Annotated in this window: 14 protein-coding genes; 3 read left to right on the top strand and 11 right to left on the bottom strand. The window is 46.5% G+C overall.

Annotated elements, in window-relative coordinates; all coding sequences use genetic code 11:
* Positions 1 to 134: 134 nt before the first annotated feature.
* Entirely contained in the window at positions 135 to 1214 is a 1080-nt protein-coding gene (locus NAF29_RS14085) for an acyltransferase family protein (protein WP_251262265.1), read from the top strand.
* Between the two features lie 74 nt (positions 1215 to 1288).
* A complete protein-coding gene (locus tag NAF29_RS14080) occupies positions 1289 to 1768 on the top strand; it encodes a hypothetical protein (RefSeq protein WP_251262264.1) in 480 nt (159 codons plus the stop codon).
* Positions 1769 to 1812: 44 nt separating this feature from the next.
* Here NAF29_RS14080 and NAF29_RS14075 read toward each other — a convergent pair whose 3' ends face one another.
* The gene (locus tag NAF29_RS14075; protein ID WP_251262263.1) at positions 1813 to 2316 is read right to left on the bottom strand and encodes a hypothetical protein; all 504 of its coding nucleotides are present in this window, start codon (positions 2314 to 2316) and stop codon (positions 1813 to 1815) included.
* A 256-nt stretch (positions 2317 to 2572) separates the two neighbouring features.
* The gene (locus NAF29_RS14070; RefSeq protein WP_251262262.1) at positions 2573 to 4756 is read right to left on the bottom strand and encodes a malate synthase G; all 2184 of its coding nucleotides are present in this window, start codon (positions 4754 to 4756) and stop codon (positions 2573 to 2575) included.
* A 200-nt stretch (positions 4757 to 4956) separates the two neighbouring features.
* Here NAF29_RS14070 and NAF29_RS14065 point away from each other — a divergent pair, with 200 nt between their 5' ends.
* A complete protein-coding gene (locus NAF29_RS14065) occupies positions 4957 to 6480 on the top strand; it encodes a DUF3612 domain-containing protein (protein ID WP_251262261.1) in 1524 nt (507 codons plus the stop codon).
* Positions 6481 to 6549: 69 nt separating this feature from the next.
* Here NAF29_RS14065 and NAF29_RS14060 read toward each other — a convergent pair whose 3' ends face one another.
* The 9 genes from NAF29_RS14060 to NAF29_RS14020 form a co-directional block, all read right to left on the bottom strand.
* Positions 6550 to 7209, bottom strand: a complete 660-nt coding sequence (locus NAF29_RS14060) for a hypothetical protein (RefSeq protein WP_251262260.1) — start codon at positions 7207 to 7209, stop codon at positions 6550 to 6552.
* Positions 7210 to 7376: 167 nt separating this feature from the next.
* Entirely contained in the window at positions 7377 to 8405 is a 1029-nt protein-coding gene (locus NAF29_RS14055) for a Glu/Leu/Phe/Val dehydrogenase dimerization domain-containing protein (RefSeq protein ID WP_251262259.1), read from the bottom strand.
* A 147-nt stretch (positions 8406 to 8552) separates the two neighbouring features.
* A complete protein-coding gene (locus tag NAF29_RS14050; protein ID WP_251262258.1) occupies positions 8553 to 9017 on the bottom strand; it encodes a GNAT family N-acetyltransferase in 465 nt (154 codons plus the stop codon).
* A gap of 17 nt (positions 9018 to 9034) precedes the next feature.
* Positions 9035 to 10168, bottom strand: a complete 1134-nt coding sequence (locus NAF29_RS14045) for a JmjC domain-containing protein (RefSeq protein ID WP_251262257.1) — start codon at positions 10166 to 10168, stop codon at positions 9035 to 9037.
* Positions 10169 to 10280: 112 nt separating this feature from the next.
* Positions 10281 to 11651 carry an adenylosuccinate lyase gene (purB, locus tag NAF29_RS14040; protein ID WP_251262256.1) on the bottom strand — a complete coding sequence of 457 codons (1371 nt, stop codon included), beginning with the start codon at positions 11649 to 11651 and terminating at the stop codon, positions 10281 to 10283.
* A gap of 28 nt (positions 11652 to 11679) precedes the next feature.
* Positions 11680 to 12303, bottom strand: a complete 624-nt coding sequence (gene hflD, locus NAF29_RS14035) for a high frequency lysogenization protein HflD (RefSeq protein ID WP_251262255.1) — start codon at positions 12301 to 12303, stop codon at positions 11680 to 11682.
* Positions 12300 to 13430: a tRNA 2-thiouridine(34) synthase MnmA gene (gene mnmA / locus NAF29_RS14030; RefSeq protein WP_251262254.1), complete on the bottom strand. Its 1131-nt coding sequence runs from the start codon at positions 13428 to 13430 to the stop codon at positions 12300 to 12302. The genes hflD and mnmA overlap by 4 nt, the downstream gene beginning before the upstream one ends.
* Positions 13431 to 13536: 106 nt before the next feature.
* Positions 13537 to 13989, bottom strand: a complete 453-nt coding sequence (locus tag NAF29_RS14025) for an NUDIX hydrolase (protein WP_251262253.1) — start codon at positions 13987 to 13989, stop codon at positions 13537 to 13539.
* Between the two features lie 5 nt (positions 13990 to 13994).
* Positions 13995 to 14672, bottom strand: coding sequence for a pseudouridine synthase (locus NAF29_RS14020; protein ID WP_251262252.1), 678 nt, complete (start codon positions 14670 to 14672; stop codon positions 13995 to 13997).
* Positions 14673 to 14771: the final 99 nt, after the last annotated feature.

Genomic DNA, 14771 nt, shown 5'->3' with positions numbered 1-14771 from the left:
CAACTGATTTGATTGCGCCAAAACCACCGCTAGCCTTCGCAGCTCTCGGTGGTTTTTTATGGCGCACCTGACTAGCAAGTCACAATGTAAAGCGGTACTTTGTTCACATCGTGATTAGGGACAATAAAAACTCAATGCAGCAATGGATACTGGAACGACTCGAAATTAGTCACGGCGACAACACGCCGTTACGCGCTATGGAAGGATTACGGGGCATTGCAGTGTTCATGGTGTTCTTAGTGCATTATTCCACTTTAGTTGAACCATGGATTAGTGGCCTTTCTCTAACGTTTTCTCATGTGGTTCATGCCATGGGTAACTTGGGGGTCGATCTGTTCTTTGTGCTCAGTGGTTTTTTGATCTACGGCACCATCATTTCTAAACAAAGCTTTCATGCATTGGCCTATACGCGCCGTCGAATTCGTCGTATTTATCCGACATTTTTAGTGGTTTTTTCGGTGTATTTGCTGCTGTCTGTGGTGTTCCCTCAGCAGAGTAAATTACCCTCTGGATTGATGGACATCATTCAATATTTGGTTTCCAATTTACTGCTCTTACCTGGAATTTTCGACATCAAGCCGATGATTACGGTGGCATGGTCGCTGAGCTACGAATTGTTTTATTACCTGATTATTCCTATTGTGATCTTTGCTTGCGGTATGAAGCGCTGGAGTAGTAATACGCGAATTATGTTCTGGTTGGGGGTGTCGGTCATAGGTTTTATGCTGGCGTACCAATCTGCTGGTCTTGTGCGGTTATTGATGTTTGTGGCTGGCATTTTGGTGTTTGAGGCTTACCATTATCGTCAGCTCAAAATTTGGCGCGGCGGCACATTGTGCTTGGTGGCCGCTTTAGCGCTGTTCGGTGCTCGAATTTTCTTTACCATTGATTCTGTCACAGCCTTAATGGTGGTCTTCGTGCTGTTTTTAATACTCACGTTGAACGCCTTTACGCTTGGCTCTCGCACTTCCCAATGGTTGTGCTTTGCGCCCATTCGGTGGTTGGGCAATATGAGTTATTCGTATTACTTGTGGCATGGCCTAACGCTGAAGTTTTGTTTTTTGCTGTTGCCCATGATCGCGCCCGCCACAGCTGATTCGGCATTGATTTATTATTGGCTTTGGATTCCTTTGTTTGTGATCACTTGGCTTAGCTCTTTTGTGCTTTATGCTGCAATTGAACATCCATTTTCCATTCGCCGTAAACCCAAATAGGTAGCTCTGTGTTTATAAAATATGTATTAAGTGTTTGGGCAATACTCTGCTGTGTGTCTGCCAATGCGTGTGATATGAACTATTTCAATCAGCTTTCAGCCGAAGACAAGTTCGTCGCGGCGACGAAAACAGCAGATTATGTCTTTGTTGGTATTGTTTCCCGTCTTTACAAATTGCCTTACGGCAGCGAAGGTTTTCAGGGAGCGGTTATCCATGTTGCTGAAGATCTCCATGGCAAAGCGCCTGTCTACGTGGATGCCGAGTTTGTCACTCGGTGTGGAATCAGTGAGGTGCCTGATTACCAAAACTACCTGTATTGGCCTTCCCAACTTGATGAACAACGCGTATTCGCTGCGGAAAATCGAAACGGTATGATCTACATCTATGCAGCAGCCAGTGTTGATGAAAAAACCTATTATCATAGCCAATTGAAGTTATTCACTGCGGCTAAGGAATTTGATCGTCGCGAGTATGAAAAAGAAATCGAAAACGAAGAAGAAATCCTACCTGAGCATCTTCGTATTGATCATTTAAAAGATTTAGATGATGATTAACGAGTGAAAAGCTCATTAATCATCAATTTCTGACAGAAGCCTCACTATGGCAGCTCTCTTCGAGGACGGTCAATGACGGGACTTGGGCGACCCACATTAATCCGAGGGAATATATTCGTTGAAACCTCAAACTCCTTACTGATCTGAAAATACTCCTCAAAATCTAGCGAAGCATTGACGATAGCATCAGCAACCTTTTCGATGACTAAGCTGACGGGGTTGGTGATGGCGCTTATCGCTACAAATGTCATATCGACAGTGGCACTTTCACCAGCCCGAATGGATGAAGGAAAAAAATCATCGCCTACCGCCGATGATACTGTGTCACTGCCTTCAATGTGAGGGCGCGCATAGCGTGTTTCATACACAGATAGGTAAAGCCCGACAAACCGAATGGCCGGTATGGACACATTGGTGCGCGGTGGCGCGGTATTGGTGATGGTAAAAGTGAGTGTGAATTTATCCCCAATATCAATAATGCCTGAGGGATCTTTCACTTCGTGGGTTAACGATAGATATTGCGTTACATCATCAATGATGTCTTGCATGGTCAGCTCTCCTTTGACTTTTGCAACCAAGGTTAATTTTAGTGAAGTGTTGAGCCTCATTTAGACAGCTTGGATCTAAGTTAGAACGCAAATGCGTAACAATTGATTTTCTGGGAGTTTTACCTGTCTATAAAAAAAGAGCCCGAAAGGGCTCTTTAAGGTTGGGATGTGTGCATGTAGGGCACAGCGGTACGATCTTAATGTCGCTTTGTGTCGAAGCTCTATTGTTTTTATAAGCGAGCTTTAGTTCAACGTATTATCTATTTTTGGCCAATTGTCGGTAGTGATGCAACAATGGTTCGGTATAACCACTCGGTTGCGATTTACCTTCAAATATCAGATCTTTTGCGGCTTGAAAAGCTAGGCTTTGGTCGGTATTCGGCGTCATGGCAACGTAGCCCGATATACCTTTATTCTGTGCATCAACAACGTGTGCCATGCGCTCCATAATTTCTAGCACTTGCATGTCATTGCAAATGTGATGATTCAGCCAGTTTGCGATGTGCTGGCTGGAGATTCGCAACGTTGCACGGTCTTCCATTAGGCCGATATGGTTAATATCAGGCACTTTAGAGCAGCCAACTCCCATTTCCACCCATCGAACAACGTAGCCTAAAATCCCTTGGATATTATTCTCTAGCTCTCGTTCTATCTGTTCGTTGGTTAAGCTATGACGCCCCTCGGCGGGCAACAACGGAATTGTTAGTATGTCAGTTAAACTTGCCCGACTGCGCTGTTTAAGCCGATTTTGTACTGCCTGAACGTCTACATCATGGTAGTGCAAGGCATGCAAGGTTGCGGCGGTAGGAGAAGGAACCCACGCTGTGTTTGCTCCAGCACGTGGGTGGTCGATTTTTGTCTCCATCATCTGAGCCATTTCATCGGGCATGGCCCACATGCCTTTGCCAATTTGCGCATGACCCGGAAGCCCACATTCAAGTCCTATATCAACGTTCCAATTTTCGTAAGCGCTAATCCATGGCTGCTCTTTAATTTGAGCTTTTGGCAAAAATGGACCGGCATGCATGCTGGTATGAATCTCATCTCCGGTTCTGTCTAAAAAGCCGGTATTGATGAAAACTAAACGGTCTTTTGCCATACGGATACATTCTTTCAAATTGACTGTGGTGCGGCGCTCTTCATCCATAATGCCTATTTTCATGGTATTGCGCTCGAGGCCCAACATATCTTCAACTCGATTAAATAATTCGCAGGTAAATGCAACTTCATCTGGGCCATGCATTTTGGGTTTTACAATGTAAATACTGCCCGAGCGACTGTTACGGATGGCTTTGTGCGTGGTGTCCTGCTGAAGATCAAGTGAGCCGATTAATCCGGTGATAACCGCGTCTACAATGCCTTCGGGCGCGAGTGAGCCTTGAGAGTCCAACATTAACTCTGTGGTCATCAGGTGACCCACGTTTCTGGCGAGCAGTAAGGCGCGGCCATGAACTCGATATTCTTCACCATTTTTGTCGGTGTAGAAACGATCTTTGTTCATACAGCGAATGTGAGTACTACCGTCTTTTTCAAACGTGGCCCGAAGGTCGCCGCGCATTAATCCTAACCAGTTTTTGTAGGCATGGATTTTGTCGTCGGCATCGACCGTTGATACTGAATCCTCAAAGTCCATGATAGTGGTCAGGGCTGACTCAATCATGATGTCGTCAACACCTGCAATATCGTGCTCACCAATTTTACCTTGACGGTTAATAATGATTTCAGCGTGCAATCCATTGTTGCGCAGAACAATGGAAGTGGGTTCTTCTTTGTGGCCCGTTAATGCAACAAACTGACATGGCGTTTTCAAACCGCTATGAGTACCGTCCGGGAAGCAAGCCAACATATGCTTGTAATACACCATGTAGTTCGAAACATTATGATGTGAGCCGGATTCAAGCGGAAACACTCGGTCGAGGTAGTCTCTAGCGTGTTCGATCACCGCTTTGCCGCGTGCCTCATTGTAGAGCTTGCAAGGTTTTAATCCTTTAGTATGTGGAATGACATTGGTGCCGTAAAGGGCGTCGTACATGCTTCCCCAGCGAGCGTTTGCGGCATTCAACGCAAACCTTTCGTTGGCGATAGGCACTACCAGTTGTGGCCCAGCAATGGAGGCAATTTCATGATCCACGTGTGTGGTGCTCACACAGAAGCTTTTTCCTTCCTCTACCAGATAGCCGATACTGCGCAAGAAGGCTTCATAAGCTTCAGCATTAAAGCATTCGCCCTGATGCTGGTGATGATACTCATCAATCGCGCTTTGCATTTCTTGACGAATGCTTAAAAGCTGGCGATTGCGTGGTGCTAGATCAGCAATTAACTGCTCAAAGTCACTCCAAAATTGAACTGCATTTAATGAAGTCATTGGCAATACGTCTTCATTAACGAAGTTGTAAAAGCCCTGATGGATGTGATTGTTTTTTTCTGCTGGCATATTCATGCGCCTATCCTCCGGGTTCATTTCTCTCTCCAATGGGTCACACCAAATTTGGAGTGTGTATCAAGCAAGCATTGTTGTATTTGTGTTCAGACTGTGAGGTCATTCTAATTTCACTAGTCTGATATGTTGCTTGATTTGTAGCATAACCAAATATTCACTAGAATTTCACAATAAAAATTTCACACTGTGAATTTTACAAAATGAAGACAAACACAAGCTTAATGAGAAAGAGTCACTTTCTCGGTACGAAAATCAGAAACCTTCGCAAACGCAATAACCTAACCATGGAAGATTTGTCGGCGCGGTGTGTTCGGGTTGATCTCGAAACTGCGCCTTCGGTTTCATACCTCTCCATGATTGAGCGAGGCAAGCGGGTGCCCAGCGCTGCAATGCTGGCCGTCATCGCAGCGGTGTTTCAAAAAGAGGTGGACTGGTTTTTAGATGACGAACCAGAAGAGCAAGATATTACACCGCTCAAAGGTCGCCGTGGCGGTATTGGGGGCATGGCACTTGAGCCAAGTTTTCTGTTCTCGAACGAGATTTTACAAATTGCCATTCCTGAAATGCTGTCGCAAACAGGCACCAGCGGACGCAAGTTTGCTCAGCTACTAATTCGTGCTCACCAAGAACATCATCAAAATCACTTTCCTGACTTGGAACGGGCAGCTGAAGAGGTGGGCTTAAAGCGGCTGCCCCTAAGTGTGGATGACTTACGGGTGATTGTGGCGAATTTGGGCTTACGAGTGAAATGGTTTGATCGTGCCCCGCAAGAAGTGATTGATGAATCAGGCATGCGCTCACAAGCCGTGTTGACTTCGTTTTTTGACGCGCCCAATGTGATTCAACTCAACAACCGATTAAAAAAACATCCCACGCGCCTTAAATATGAGTTGGCTCGCCATATCGGTCATTGTGTATTGCACAACAAAGAAGGCCTGAATACCGTGCTATCGGTGGGCGGCAGCAAGGTTGATGACGATGAATTAAATCGAGTGAGCTCTACCACTGTTGACCAAAAAGATATTCTCGACGCCTGGCGTGGCTTCGAATCAAGCTTTTTTGCAGGCGCGTTATTATGCCCGAAAGTGCCATTTCGCCAGCTATTAGATCGTCAAGGTTATGAGATTGGCGTGAACAAGCTGGTGGACGTCTCGGCGTCTGTAGCAATGCGCCGAATGACGGCAGTTTCTCCCTATTCACATTGGCACTACTTTGATGCCTATGCCCCAGGAAAACTCAAAGCTGTGTATCGAGGCAATGGCATTCCATTGCCTTGGGGAAATATGCGCGAAGTGCAGGATCCGTGTCAGCACTGGGCAGTTTTTCGGATGATCAATGAACCGAGCTCTGGATCGTCGGCTCAAATATCCATTCTAAATGTGGGGGATGAACCTCGAATTTATTGTTGCGAATCGGTGAAGGTCAGTGATTTGGCTGGTAACGAACATGTGTTGTGCGCCGGTATAGATCTAAACCCTGCCATTGAAGCGCAAGGAGGCGATGCTTTATCGATGGCCGCAGATTTGAAGGATGTCTGTGCGAAGTCAGGTGGCTCTAGCGCTATTCCTCCGGCGATCAAAACGTCACTGATGAGCGTGTCGAAAATACTCAATATCAACTGGATCGAACGCGGAGCTCAGATTGATGCGCGCCTCATTTGTTCGCGCGGCGCAGTGTGTCCGCGTCAGCCAAGCTGCTATCAGAAGTGTCATTTGGGCGGGTAGGTGAGTGTTAAATGGCATTAGAAGATGAAGCGCATGAGAGCTGTCGCGCTTCATCAAAGCCTCAATGTGTTATTGATTTTCATCTCGATTAAGCACTGCTAATAGCAGCACGTAAAAACATAACACTAAGTTAAACAGTGGCACTTGTAGCGGCGCAGGCATGGAATAAATGGCCGTAACTGCGGGGATCCATACGAGCCAATTGGACGCGATATTTGCAGGTAGTTTCAGCATGAACAACGACCGGTTAAGTGATGCCTTCCATTTTACAGCGTTAAAACCTTGCTCTTTCCATAACATCATCAGTGTTAAAAATGGGGCGGCGTAAAAGGCGCTGAATATGAACTGATCAACAGCAACTTTTGTGGCTAAAGTTGCTATATCTGTAGCGTGACCAAACCAAATTCCCTGATACGTATATAGCACGTCAACACATGCGCCTTGCCACGCCCAAAGCACTACATAAAATATCAGTTGACCGACCGGTTGACGTTTAATTTGCCCCGTCCATAGTAAATAAATAAACGGCAATAAACCGCCAAAAATAGCAGTAGAAATGATGGCGTAGCGAATGCCATAGGTTGATTTTAGGTCGGCAAAGAAATTAAACGCGGGCTGAGTTGAAGGCACAAAGTAATAACTCAACACGAGAACAATCGCTAGTGATTGAAGTGCTAAAGCGGGTTTTAAATTGTGTCTGAACGCGTCTTTGATGAGCGGCAACAGCATGGATGAAAACTCTATGATTGGACGGCATTAGCGCCATCAATAAACTTGCAGCAGATGGTATCAGTGCAATTTATCTGAATATAGAGCGAAAACAAAAAACGTCATTGAAATGACCAATAAAACACCAAGAGCGTGCTCAATCATGAACATGCTCTTAGGTGCTGCTTTTAGGCTGCGTTGAGCCGCTGCTGGGCGAACGATGCTGCAACTTTTCCAGTCGGCAGATCTTGATTGTTTGCTGTGTCAAACACGTCGGTTAAGGTTTGATAAATACCCTCAACCTGTTGCTTACTGGCCGATGCGTCGTAGGCATTTTCGTAGGATACGTTAATGATGCCGCCCGCATTAATGACGTAGTCTGGCGCATACAGTATGCCGCGTTGCTTGAGGATTAAGTCATGTGCTTCGGTCGCGAGTTGGTTATTTGCTGCACCTGCAATGATCGACGCTTTAAGGCGGCTCAGGGTATTGTCGTTGATGGTAGCGCCCAATGCACACGGCGCGTAAATATCTACATCTTGGTCGTAAATCGAGTCGCTTTCGACCACTGTGGCGCTAAATTCTTGCGCTGCTCGGCTTAACGCGTCTTGGTTGATATCTGTGACGATCAAGCGTGCACCTGCTTGGTGGAGGTGGCGGCAGAGGTGATAGCCCACGTGCCCAACCCCTTGCACTGCCACGCGCTTGCCGGCTAACGATTCATGACCTGTTTGATGCTTGAGAGCAGCTTGAATGCCCAAAAAAGTGCCGTAGGCTGTGTATGGGGATGGGTCGCCTGACTTGCCCTCAAGTCCAGCGATATGTGCTGTTTGTGTGGCAGCTTCGGCCATGTCTTGAGGCGAGATGCCTACATCTTCAGCAGACACATAACGCCCACCTAAACGCTCAATATGACGGCCAAACGCATGCATCAACTCAGGCGTTTTATCGCGTTTACTGTTGCCGATAATCACTGCTTTACCACCGCCCATGGGAAGATTTGCCATGGCGTTTTTGTATGTCATGCCTTTTGCAAGGCGCAGAACATCATTGATCGCTTCAGCCTCGGTGGCGTAGTCCCACATACGGCAACCACCCGTCGCAGGGCCTAGTCGGGTATCGTGAATTGCAATAATGGCTTTTAAACCTGTGAGTTGGTCATGGCAAAACACAACTTGCTCATGAGCGTCAAATGCGGGTTGGTCAAACAAAGACAAGACAATAACCTTTTGTGAACAGAAGATGATTTGAGCGGACTCTAGCACCAGAATTAATGATCTTCACGCCTCTACGGGCGGACAAAATAGAGCAGTGATGGAAACTTAAAGTTACACAGCGATCTTAGATTCACAGTCGTGAAAAGCTTAGTGTAGATAGGCTAAATCGGGCAGGGCAGAGGTTTTACAATCGCAGGTGAGTTGTTGATGCGGTACGCCTGCTTCCATAAATACGGGGCCTACAGGATGCGGGTTACACGAAGAAAATTGGCTTAAGCAATCAAGTTCGGGATTCATAAATACATGTTCAAGTTGTTTGTCTTGCGCCAGAGCAAATAACTGTTGAGCAATAGCAGAGCCGATGCCTTTGTCACGATAATTAATAAGCACGGCTATGCGGCCAATTTCGCCTGTGTGACAGAGTCGGCCTGTGGCAATCGGTTGTTGCTCTTGATTGAATGCTAAAAGGTGCCACGCGGTTTTATCATCATCATCAAATTCGTCTTTCAAAGGCACACGAAGCTCACAAACAAACACTTGATGACGAATCAACCGGAGGGAATGTTGCGCTTTTTGCCACGTGACTTGGCGAATATCAAATGTGCTCTTCATTGTCTTTTAACGCTAATTTACGCGCCTGCTTGATACCAATATCCTTGATTAATAAGCGTAGACAAAATGGTTAAAAATTCAACAGTCGGCAGTAATTCAGAGCTTTCACTCAAATAAATGGAATGCTGGTCACATAATAATTGAACCCAAGCTTCTTCATGTGAGTTGAAATTATACACATCTCCTTGTATGTACAGGCTGATGTGATCATTTGAAGATTCGTACATTGGAATTAACCCTGCGCACCGTTCGAATATTGCTCCCTGTTTCAAATCCTCAAGTAAGGTGTTCGGCGTATATTCGTCTGTTAGCACGGCAAGGTCTAAATCACGCTCTTGCTCAGTTAACTGAGATATCAATAAATCACGCCCTTCGTTGCTTTGAATATAGTTCATCAACAAGGTTTGGAGTTGTGCAACATCGCTCGATATTAATTGGCCAGGCGTGTTCGTAGCTTGCCTGGACGTATCAGAAAAGCGTTGCTTGCCAGAATCTGTATCGATTAATTGGTCAGCTAAGCGCGTCATCATTTCCGAAACCGATGGCGCTCTAAAACCCACGGAATAGTTTAAACAATGCGCTAGCGTTGTTCCTTGATGCGGACAATTGGGCGGAATATAAAGGGCATCGCCGGGTTGCATTTCAACATCGATTACGGCGTCAAACTCGTCTCCATGACAAAACACCTCTGCTGCGTGTTGCTCTAAAACCTTGCCAACACGCCAGCGTCGCTTTCCTTCGCCTTGGATTATGATTACGTCGTACTGATCCAAATGCGCGCCTACAGAGCCTTGAGGCGTGCTGTAACTGACCATTAGATCATCGAGTCGCCAATTGGGAATAAAACGGAATTGATCAAACAACATTGCACTTTCTGGATGCCAGTGATTGACGGCTTGAACTAAAAGGCTTGCTCCGTCATTGCTTAGTGTTTCGAAGGTTTCAAATGGTCCATGTTGGGTTTCGCCGTTCGATATGATGCGGCTAGACACACACTCTTCCATTGCCAATCCTGCAAGTTCTTCGGCGGAGATGGGATCGTTAAACTGCGGGATCAGCTGGCGTATTAAAGCCGGCTTTTGCTGCCAGTGCGTTGCCATGAATTGAGCTAAGTCTAGATTTAACGAAGTATTGGGGTGTTGTTCAAACATGGCATTGTCCAAGTGAAGAGCCTGTTTTAAGCGATGTATGGGAGGTCCACAAAAAAGGAGCCGCTAGGCTCCTTCTTAATCGTTGATTGGCCAATGCCAATATTCCAACGAACTATACTAAGTCGTCAACGAACTCAACAGCACGACCGATATAATTGGCTGGTGTCATCAGTTTAAGTTCTGCTTTGACTGCATCAGAAAGATCTAAACCGTCGATAAAATCAGCCATTCCAGGGCCATCTACTCGTTTGCCACGAGTAAGCTCTTTGAGTTTTTCATATGGCTTTTCGATACCGTATCGACGCATGACCGTTTGAACCGGTTCGGCTAATACTTCCCAGTTTTTATCCAGTTCGTCGCGTAATGCTTGCTCGTTCACTTCAAGCTTGCTGATGCCTTTGAGCGTTGACTGAATTGCAATTAACGAGTGCGCACAACCTACGCCAATATTACGCAAAACCGTTGAGTCAGTTAAATCGCGCTGCCAGCGGCTAATTGGAAGTTTTGCGGCCAAGTGACCGAACAATGCGTTAGCAATGCCCAGGTTGCCTTCTGAGTTTTCAAAGTCAATAGGGTTTACTTTATGCGGCATTGTTGAGCTGCCAATTTCTCCAGCAATGGTGCGTTGCTTAAAATGACCCAATGCAATGTAACCCCAAACGTCACGGTCAAAATCGATTAAGATGGTATTGAAGCGAGCATATGCATCAAACAATTCTGCAATGTAATCATGCGGCTCAATTTGAGTGGTGTATGCATTCCAAGTGAGCCCAAGACTGGTCACGAACTCTTCTGAAATAGTGTTCCAATCAAGCTCTGGGTAAGCCGACAAGTGAGCGTTGTAGTTTCCTACGGCTCCGTTGAGCTTACCTAAAATTTCGGTATCTTTTACTTGTTGTAACTGGCGACTCAAGCGTATGTACACGTTGGCCATTTCTTTGCCCATCGTTGATGGAGAAGCGGGTTGGCCGTGTGTGCGGCTCATAAGTGGAATGGTTTTGTAGTCAACGGCAAGCGTTTTGATAGCAGTGACAAGTTCGTCCATCGCAGGGAGTAATACATTGTCGCGAGCTTCAGCCAGCATTAAGCCATGTGAGAGGTTGTTGATGTCTTCTGAAGTACATGCAAAGTGAACGAACTCGTTCACAGCATCGAGCTCAGGGAGAACGGCGATCTTTTCTTTGATGAAGTATTCAACCGCTTTCACATCGTGATTTGTTGTGCGCTCAATCGCTTTGATGCTCGCAGCGTCTTCTTCGCTGAAGTTTGCAACCAAGGCGTCTAATAATGCATTGGCTTCGTCTGAAAATGCAGGCACTTCTGTAATACCGGCAGTGGCGGCTAATTTTTGCAACCAACGCACTTCAACGGTGACGCGGTATTTAATGAGACCGAATTCGCTGAAGTAGGGGCGCAAGTCAGCTGCTTTGCTGCCGTAGCGGCCATCAACAGGTGATAACGCGGTAAGAGATGATAATTCCATAAGTAGCTCCAGTACTTTAGCGATTCAATTAAAGTGCAATAATATCTTCAGTGGCTGCGAGCATTTTTTTGCGCGACAGCAGAAATTGTAGGCGATTGCCTCCCAGTTGACGCCACATTACTGCGGCACGAACTCCGGCCAATAATGACGCACGGATTCGATCTTGGTTCGCTTTGGGTTGTAAGTTTGCGGGCGCACCGGCCACTTGAATGCGTTGCCCTATTGGACTGATCACATCGGTGTAGATTGCTGCAAAGCTAGAAACCATGCTGTCGTCAGTGACATCAAAATGACCCACCTGACGTTTAGCTTGGTCAATACGCTCAGCTAATGTGTCGAATGCTCCGGGAATTTTTGCGAGGCGTTTCTGTAACGCCAGAAGCGATACACTATAGCGGAACACATCCATATCGCGTGATGACTTCTTGGGATCTAAATGTTGGATGAGCTGGCGTGCGCCTGTGCGAACATTGCCGATTCCACCGAACACGTCGGCTGCTTGGTCGGGCGATGTTTCAAGGATGCTGTTGAGCGCCACTTCAAAAATTTCATCATCAAGCGTACCCTTTCGCGCGACTTGACTGACAAGCCAAGCACTTTGGCATACGCCTGAGAGTGCGATCATACGATCGGTAAAGTCGGAATGACTCATGCAGATACTTCTCCAGCTTGCTCAGGAGTACGGATGAGCACATCAATAATGGCGCCCCCTAAACAAATTTCATCTTGATAGAACACCACTGATTGCCCGGGGGTTACAGCGGCCTGAGCGCTGTCAAAGCGCACTTCTATGCGGTTATTTGGCAACGGTGTGACGGTTGCTGGGATATCCGTTTGGCGATACCTTGTTTTTACGGTGCAGCGCAACGGCTGCGTGACGTCTTGACGGTCAACCCAATGCATCTGGTCGGCTTCTAATCCCATTGAAAATAAACGGGGGTGATCTGCACCTTGGGCGACGATCAGTTGATTGTTATCTAAATCTTTATCAACAACGTACCAAGGATCTTCACTACTATTTTTAAGACCGCCAATGCCTAAGCCTTTGCGTTGGCCCAACGTGTGGTACATCAACCCTTGATGTTGGCCAATGGTGTCGCCGTCCACGGTGACAATGGCGCCGGGTTGGGCAGGGAGGTAGCGTTGTAAAAAGTCAGTAAACTTGCGTTCGCCAATGAAGCAAATGCCGGTTGAATCTTTTTTCTTGGCTGTGACCAAGCCCTGTTCTTCAGCAATTCTGCGCACTTCAGGCTTTTCAATGTCGCCTACGGGAAACAATGTTCGGGCGACATGTTCTTCACCCAAAGTATACAAAAAGTAGCTTTGGTCTTTGTTGGTGTCTAAGCCGCGTAACATTTGCCATTTGCCGTTCACTTCTCTGCGACGGACGTAGTGACCGGTTGCGATGTAATCAGCACCTAGATCTTCACAAGCAAATTCAAGAAATGCTTTAAATTTGATTTCTTTGTTGCACATGATGTCTGGGTTTGGGGTGCGGCCCGCCCGATACTCTTCAAGAAAGTACTCGAAGACTCGATCCCAATATTCAGCGGCAAAATTGATGGTATGAAGCTCAATGCCTAATTTGTCGCACACATCTTGCGCGTCGGCTAAATCTTCTGAAGCTGAGCAATATTCGTCGGTATCGTCTTCTTCCCAATTTTTCATGAAAAGACCTTCGACCTGATAGCCCTGCTGTTTTAGCAAATAGGCAGATACAGATGAATCAACGCCGCCGGACATGCCGACAATGACGCGTTTAGTTGAAGTGTCAGTCATGATTATTGGATTACCTCACCGTGAAACAATGGACGACCATTTGCCAAAGGCGCGCGATTTTAACACGTTTAATGTCACACATTAAGTCTTGTCTGAGATATTGGGGCTAGTTGATTAAAGAACAAGTCAATATTGATAATGGATACCGCTGGCCTTGCATGTAATCAACCAAACATTGCTTAACATAAGGGCTTCGTAACAATTTTCTGTCGAGTTGCTCTAACGTGAGCCAATGGCATGCGGTGATATCCGGATCGATAGGATGTAACTGAGGTGCTGCATCAAGCTCGACATAAAAACAAAATCGAACGTAAATCACTGAATTATCGTTGCTGGGGAACTGATAAATACCGACCAACCCAGCAGGATCAGACCTAAGGCTGGTTTCTTCATAAAGCTCTCGTTTCGCCGCTTCAATGATGGTTTCGTCTGCTTCAATATGCCCTGCAGGTTGATTGAAGAGAACTTGTCCGCGTTTGTGCTCTTCAACAAATAAAAAGCCCTCGGGGCTTTTTACAACCCACGCAACAGTGGTGTTTGGACGGTAGCGTTCGGTCATGATATTTACGGGTCCTTGGGATAGCTAAACGAGTCTTCTCGCCACTGGCCGATATTGAGATCGTCAAGTGTCCAATGGCCAATACGGTAACGAATTAGGCGCAAAGTCGGGTGCCCAATGGCTGCTGTCATGCGGCGTACCTGACGGTTTCGACCTTCGGTAATGGTGATGCTCAGCCAACAATCAGGAATTGATTTGCGTTCCCGAATTGGCGGCACTCTGGGCCACACATCGGGTGTTTGCATCAATTTTATCTCGGCTGGCGCTGTCACTCCGTCTTTCAGCTCAATTCCGTCGCGAAGTAGCTGGAGATCAAGCTCAGTCGGAATTCCTTCAACCTGCACCCAATATGTTTTACGTGTTTTCTTACCCGGCTGGGTCAGTTTGGCATTTAATTTACCGTTATTGGTTAGCAGCAACAGGCCCTCGCTATCGCGGTCGAGTCTGCCGGCCGCATACACGTTGGGAACACTGACGAAGTCGGCGAGAGTTTTGCGACCCTCGCCATCGGTAAATTGGCACAGAACGTCGAATGGTTTGTTAAACAAAATAACTCGAGACGGGCCGGCAGCCGACTTGGTGTGTTCGACTTTTTTACGCGGTGGTCGTTTAAACGATTTTCGTGCATGCCCAATGGTATTTACGGAAGACTTTCTGATGTGTTTTTTTGGAATCTTGGGCATACAAATTACGGTATTCTGACAATGAAGTAGCGATAGTAGCAGAAATTAGCTCGGCATCACGACGATGCACTGAGCCAACCTTCTATTTTAGGCATAAAA

The organism is Echinimonas agarilytica, from assembly GCF_023703465.1.
Lineage (GTDB): Bacteria > Pseudomonadota > Gammaproteobacteria > Enterobacterales > Neiellaceae > Echinimonas > Echinimonas agarilytica.
This window is presented reverse-complemented; position numbering and strand designations above follow the sequence as displayed.

What these genes read in the sequence shown, in the direction of transcription:
- NAF29_RS14085 (WP_251262265.1), top strand. Translation starts at nt 135, where the DNA reads ATGCAGCAATGGATACTGGAACGACTCGAAATTAGTCACGGCGACAAC.
- NAF29_RS14080 (WP_251262264.1), top strand. Translation starts at nt 1,289, where the DNA reads ATGAACTATTTCAATCAGCTTTCAGCCGAAGACAAGTTCGTCGCGGCG.
- NAF29_RS14075 (WP_251262263.1), bottom strand. Translation starts at nt 2,316, where the DNA reads ATGCAAGACATCATTGATGATGTAACGCAATATCTATCGTTAACCCAC.
- NAF29_RS14070 (WP_251262262.1), bottom strand. Translation starts at nt 4,756, where the DNA reads ATGAATATGCCAGCAGAAAAAAACAATCACATCCATCAGGGCTTTTAC.
- NAF29_RS14065 (WP_251262261.1), top strand. Translation starts at nt 4,957, where the DNA reads ATGAAGACAAACACAAGCTTAATGAGAAAGAGTCACTTTCTCGGTACG.
- NAF29_RS14060 (WP_251262260.1), bottom strand. Translation starts at nt 7,209, where the DNA reads ATGCTGTTGCCGCTCATCAAAGACGCGTTCAGACACAATTTAAAACCC.
- NAF29_RS14050 (WP_251262258.1), bottom strand. Translation starts at nt 9,017, where the DNA reads ATGAAGAGCACATTTGATATTCGCCAAGTCACGTGGCAAAAAGCGCAA.
- NAF29_RS14045 (WP_251262257.1), bottom strand. Translation starts at nt 10,168, where the DNA reads ATGTTTGAACAACACCCCAATACTTCGTTAAATCTAGACTTAGCTCAA.
- purB (WP_251262256.1), bottom strand. Translation starts at nt 11,651, where the DNA reads ATGGAATTATCATCTCTTACCGCGTTATCACCTGTTGATGGCCGCTAC.
- hflD (WP_251262255.1), bottom strand. Translation starts at nt 12,303, where the DNA reads ATGAGTCATTCCGACTTTACCGATCGTATGATCGCACTCTCAGGCGTA.
- mnmA (WP_251262254.1), bottom strand. Translation starts at nt 13,430, where the DNA reads ATGACTGACACTTCAACTAAACGCGTCATTGTCGGCATGTCCGGCGGC.
- NAF29_RS14025 (WP_251262253.1), bottom strand. Translation starts at nt 13,989, where the DNA reads ATGACCGAACGCTACCGTCCAAACACCACTGTTGCGTGGGTTGTAAAA.
- NAF29_RS14020 (WP_251262252.1), bottom strand. Translation starts at nt 14,672, where the DNA reads ATGCCCAAGATTCCAAAAAAACACATCAGAAAGTCTTCCGTAAATACC.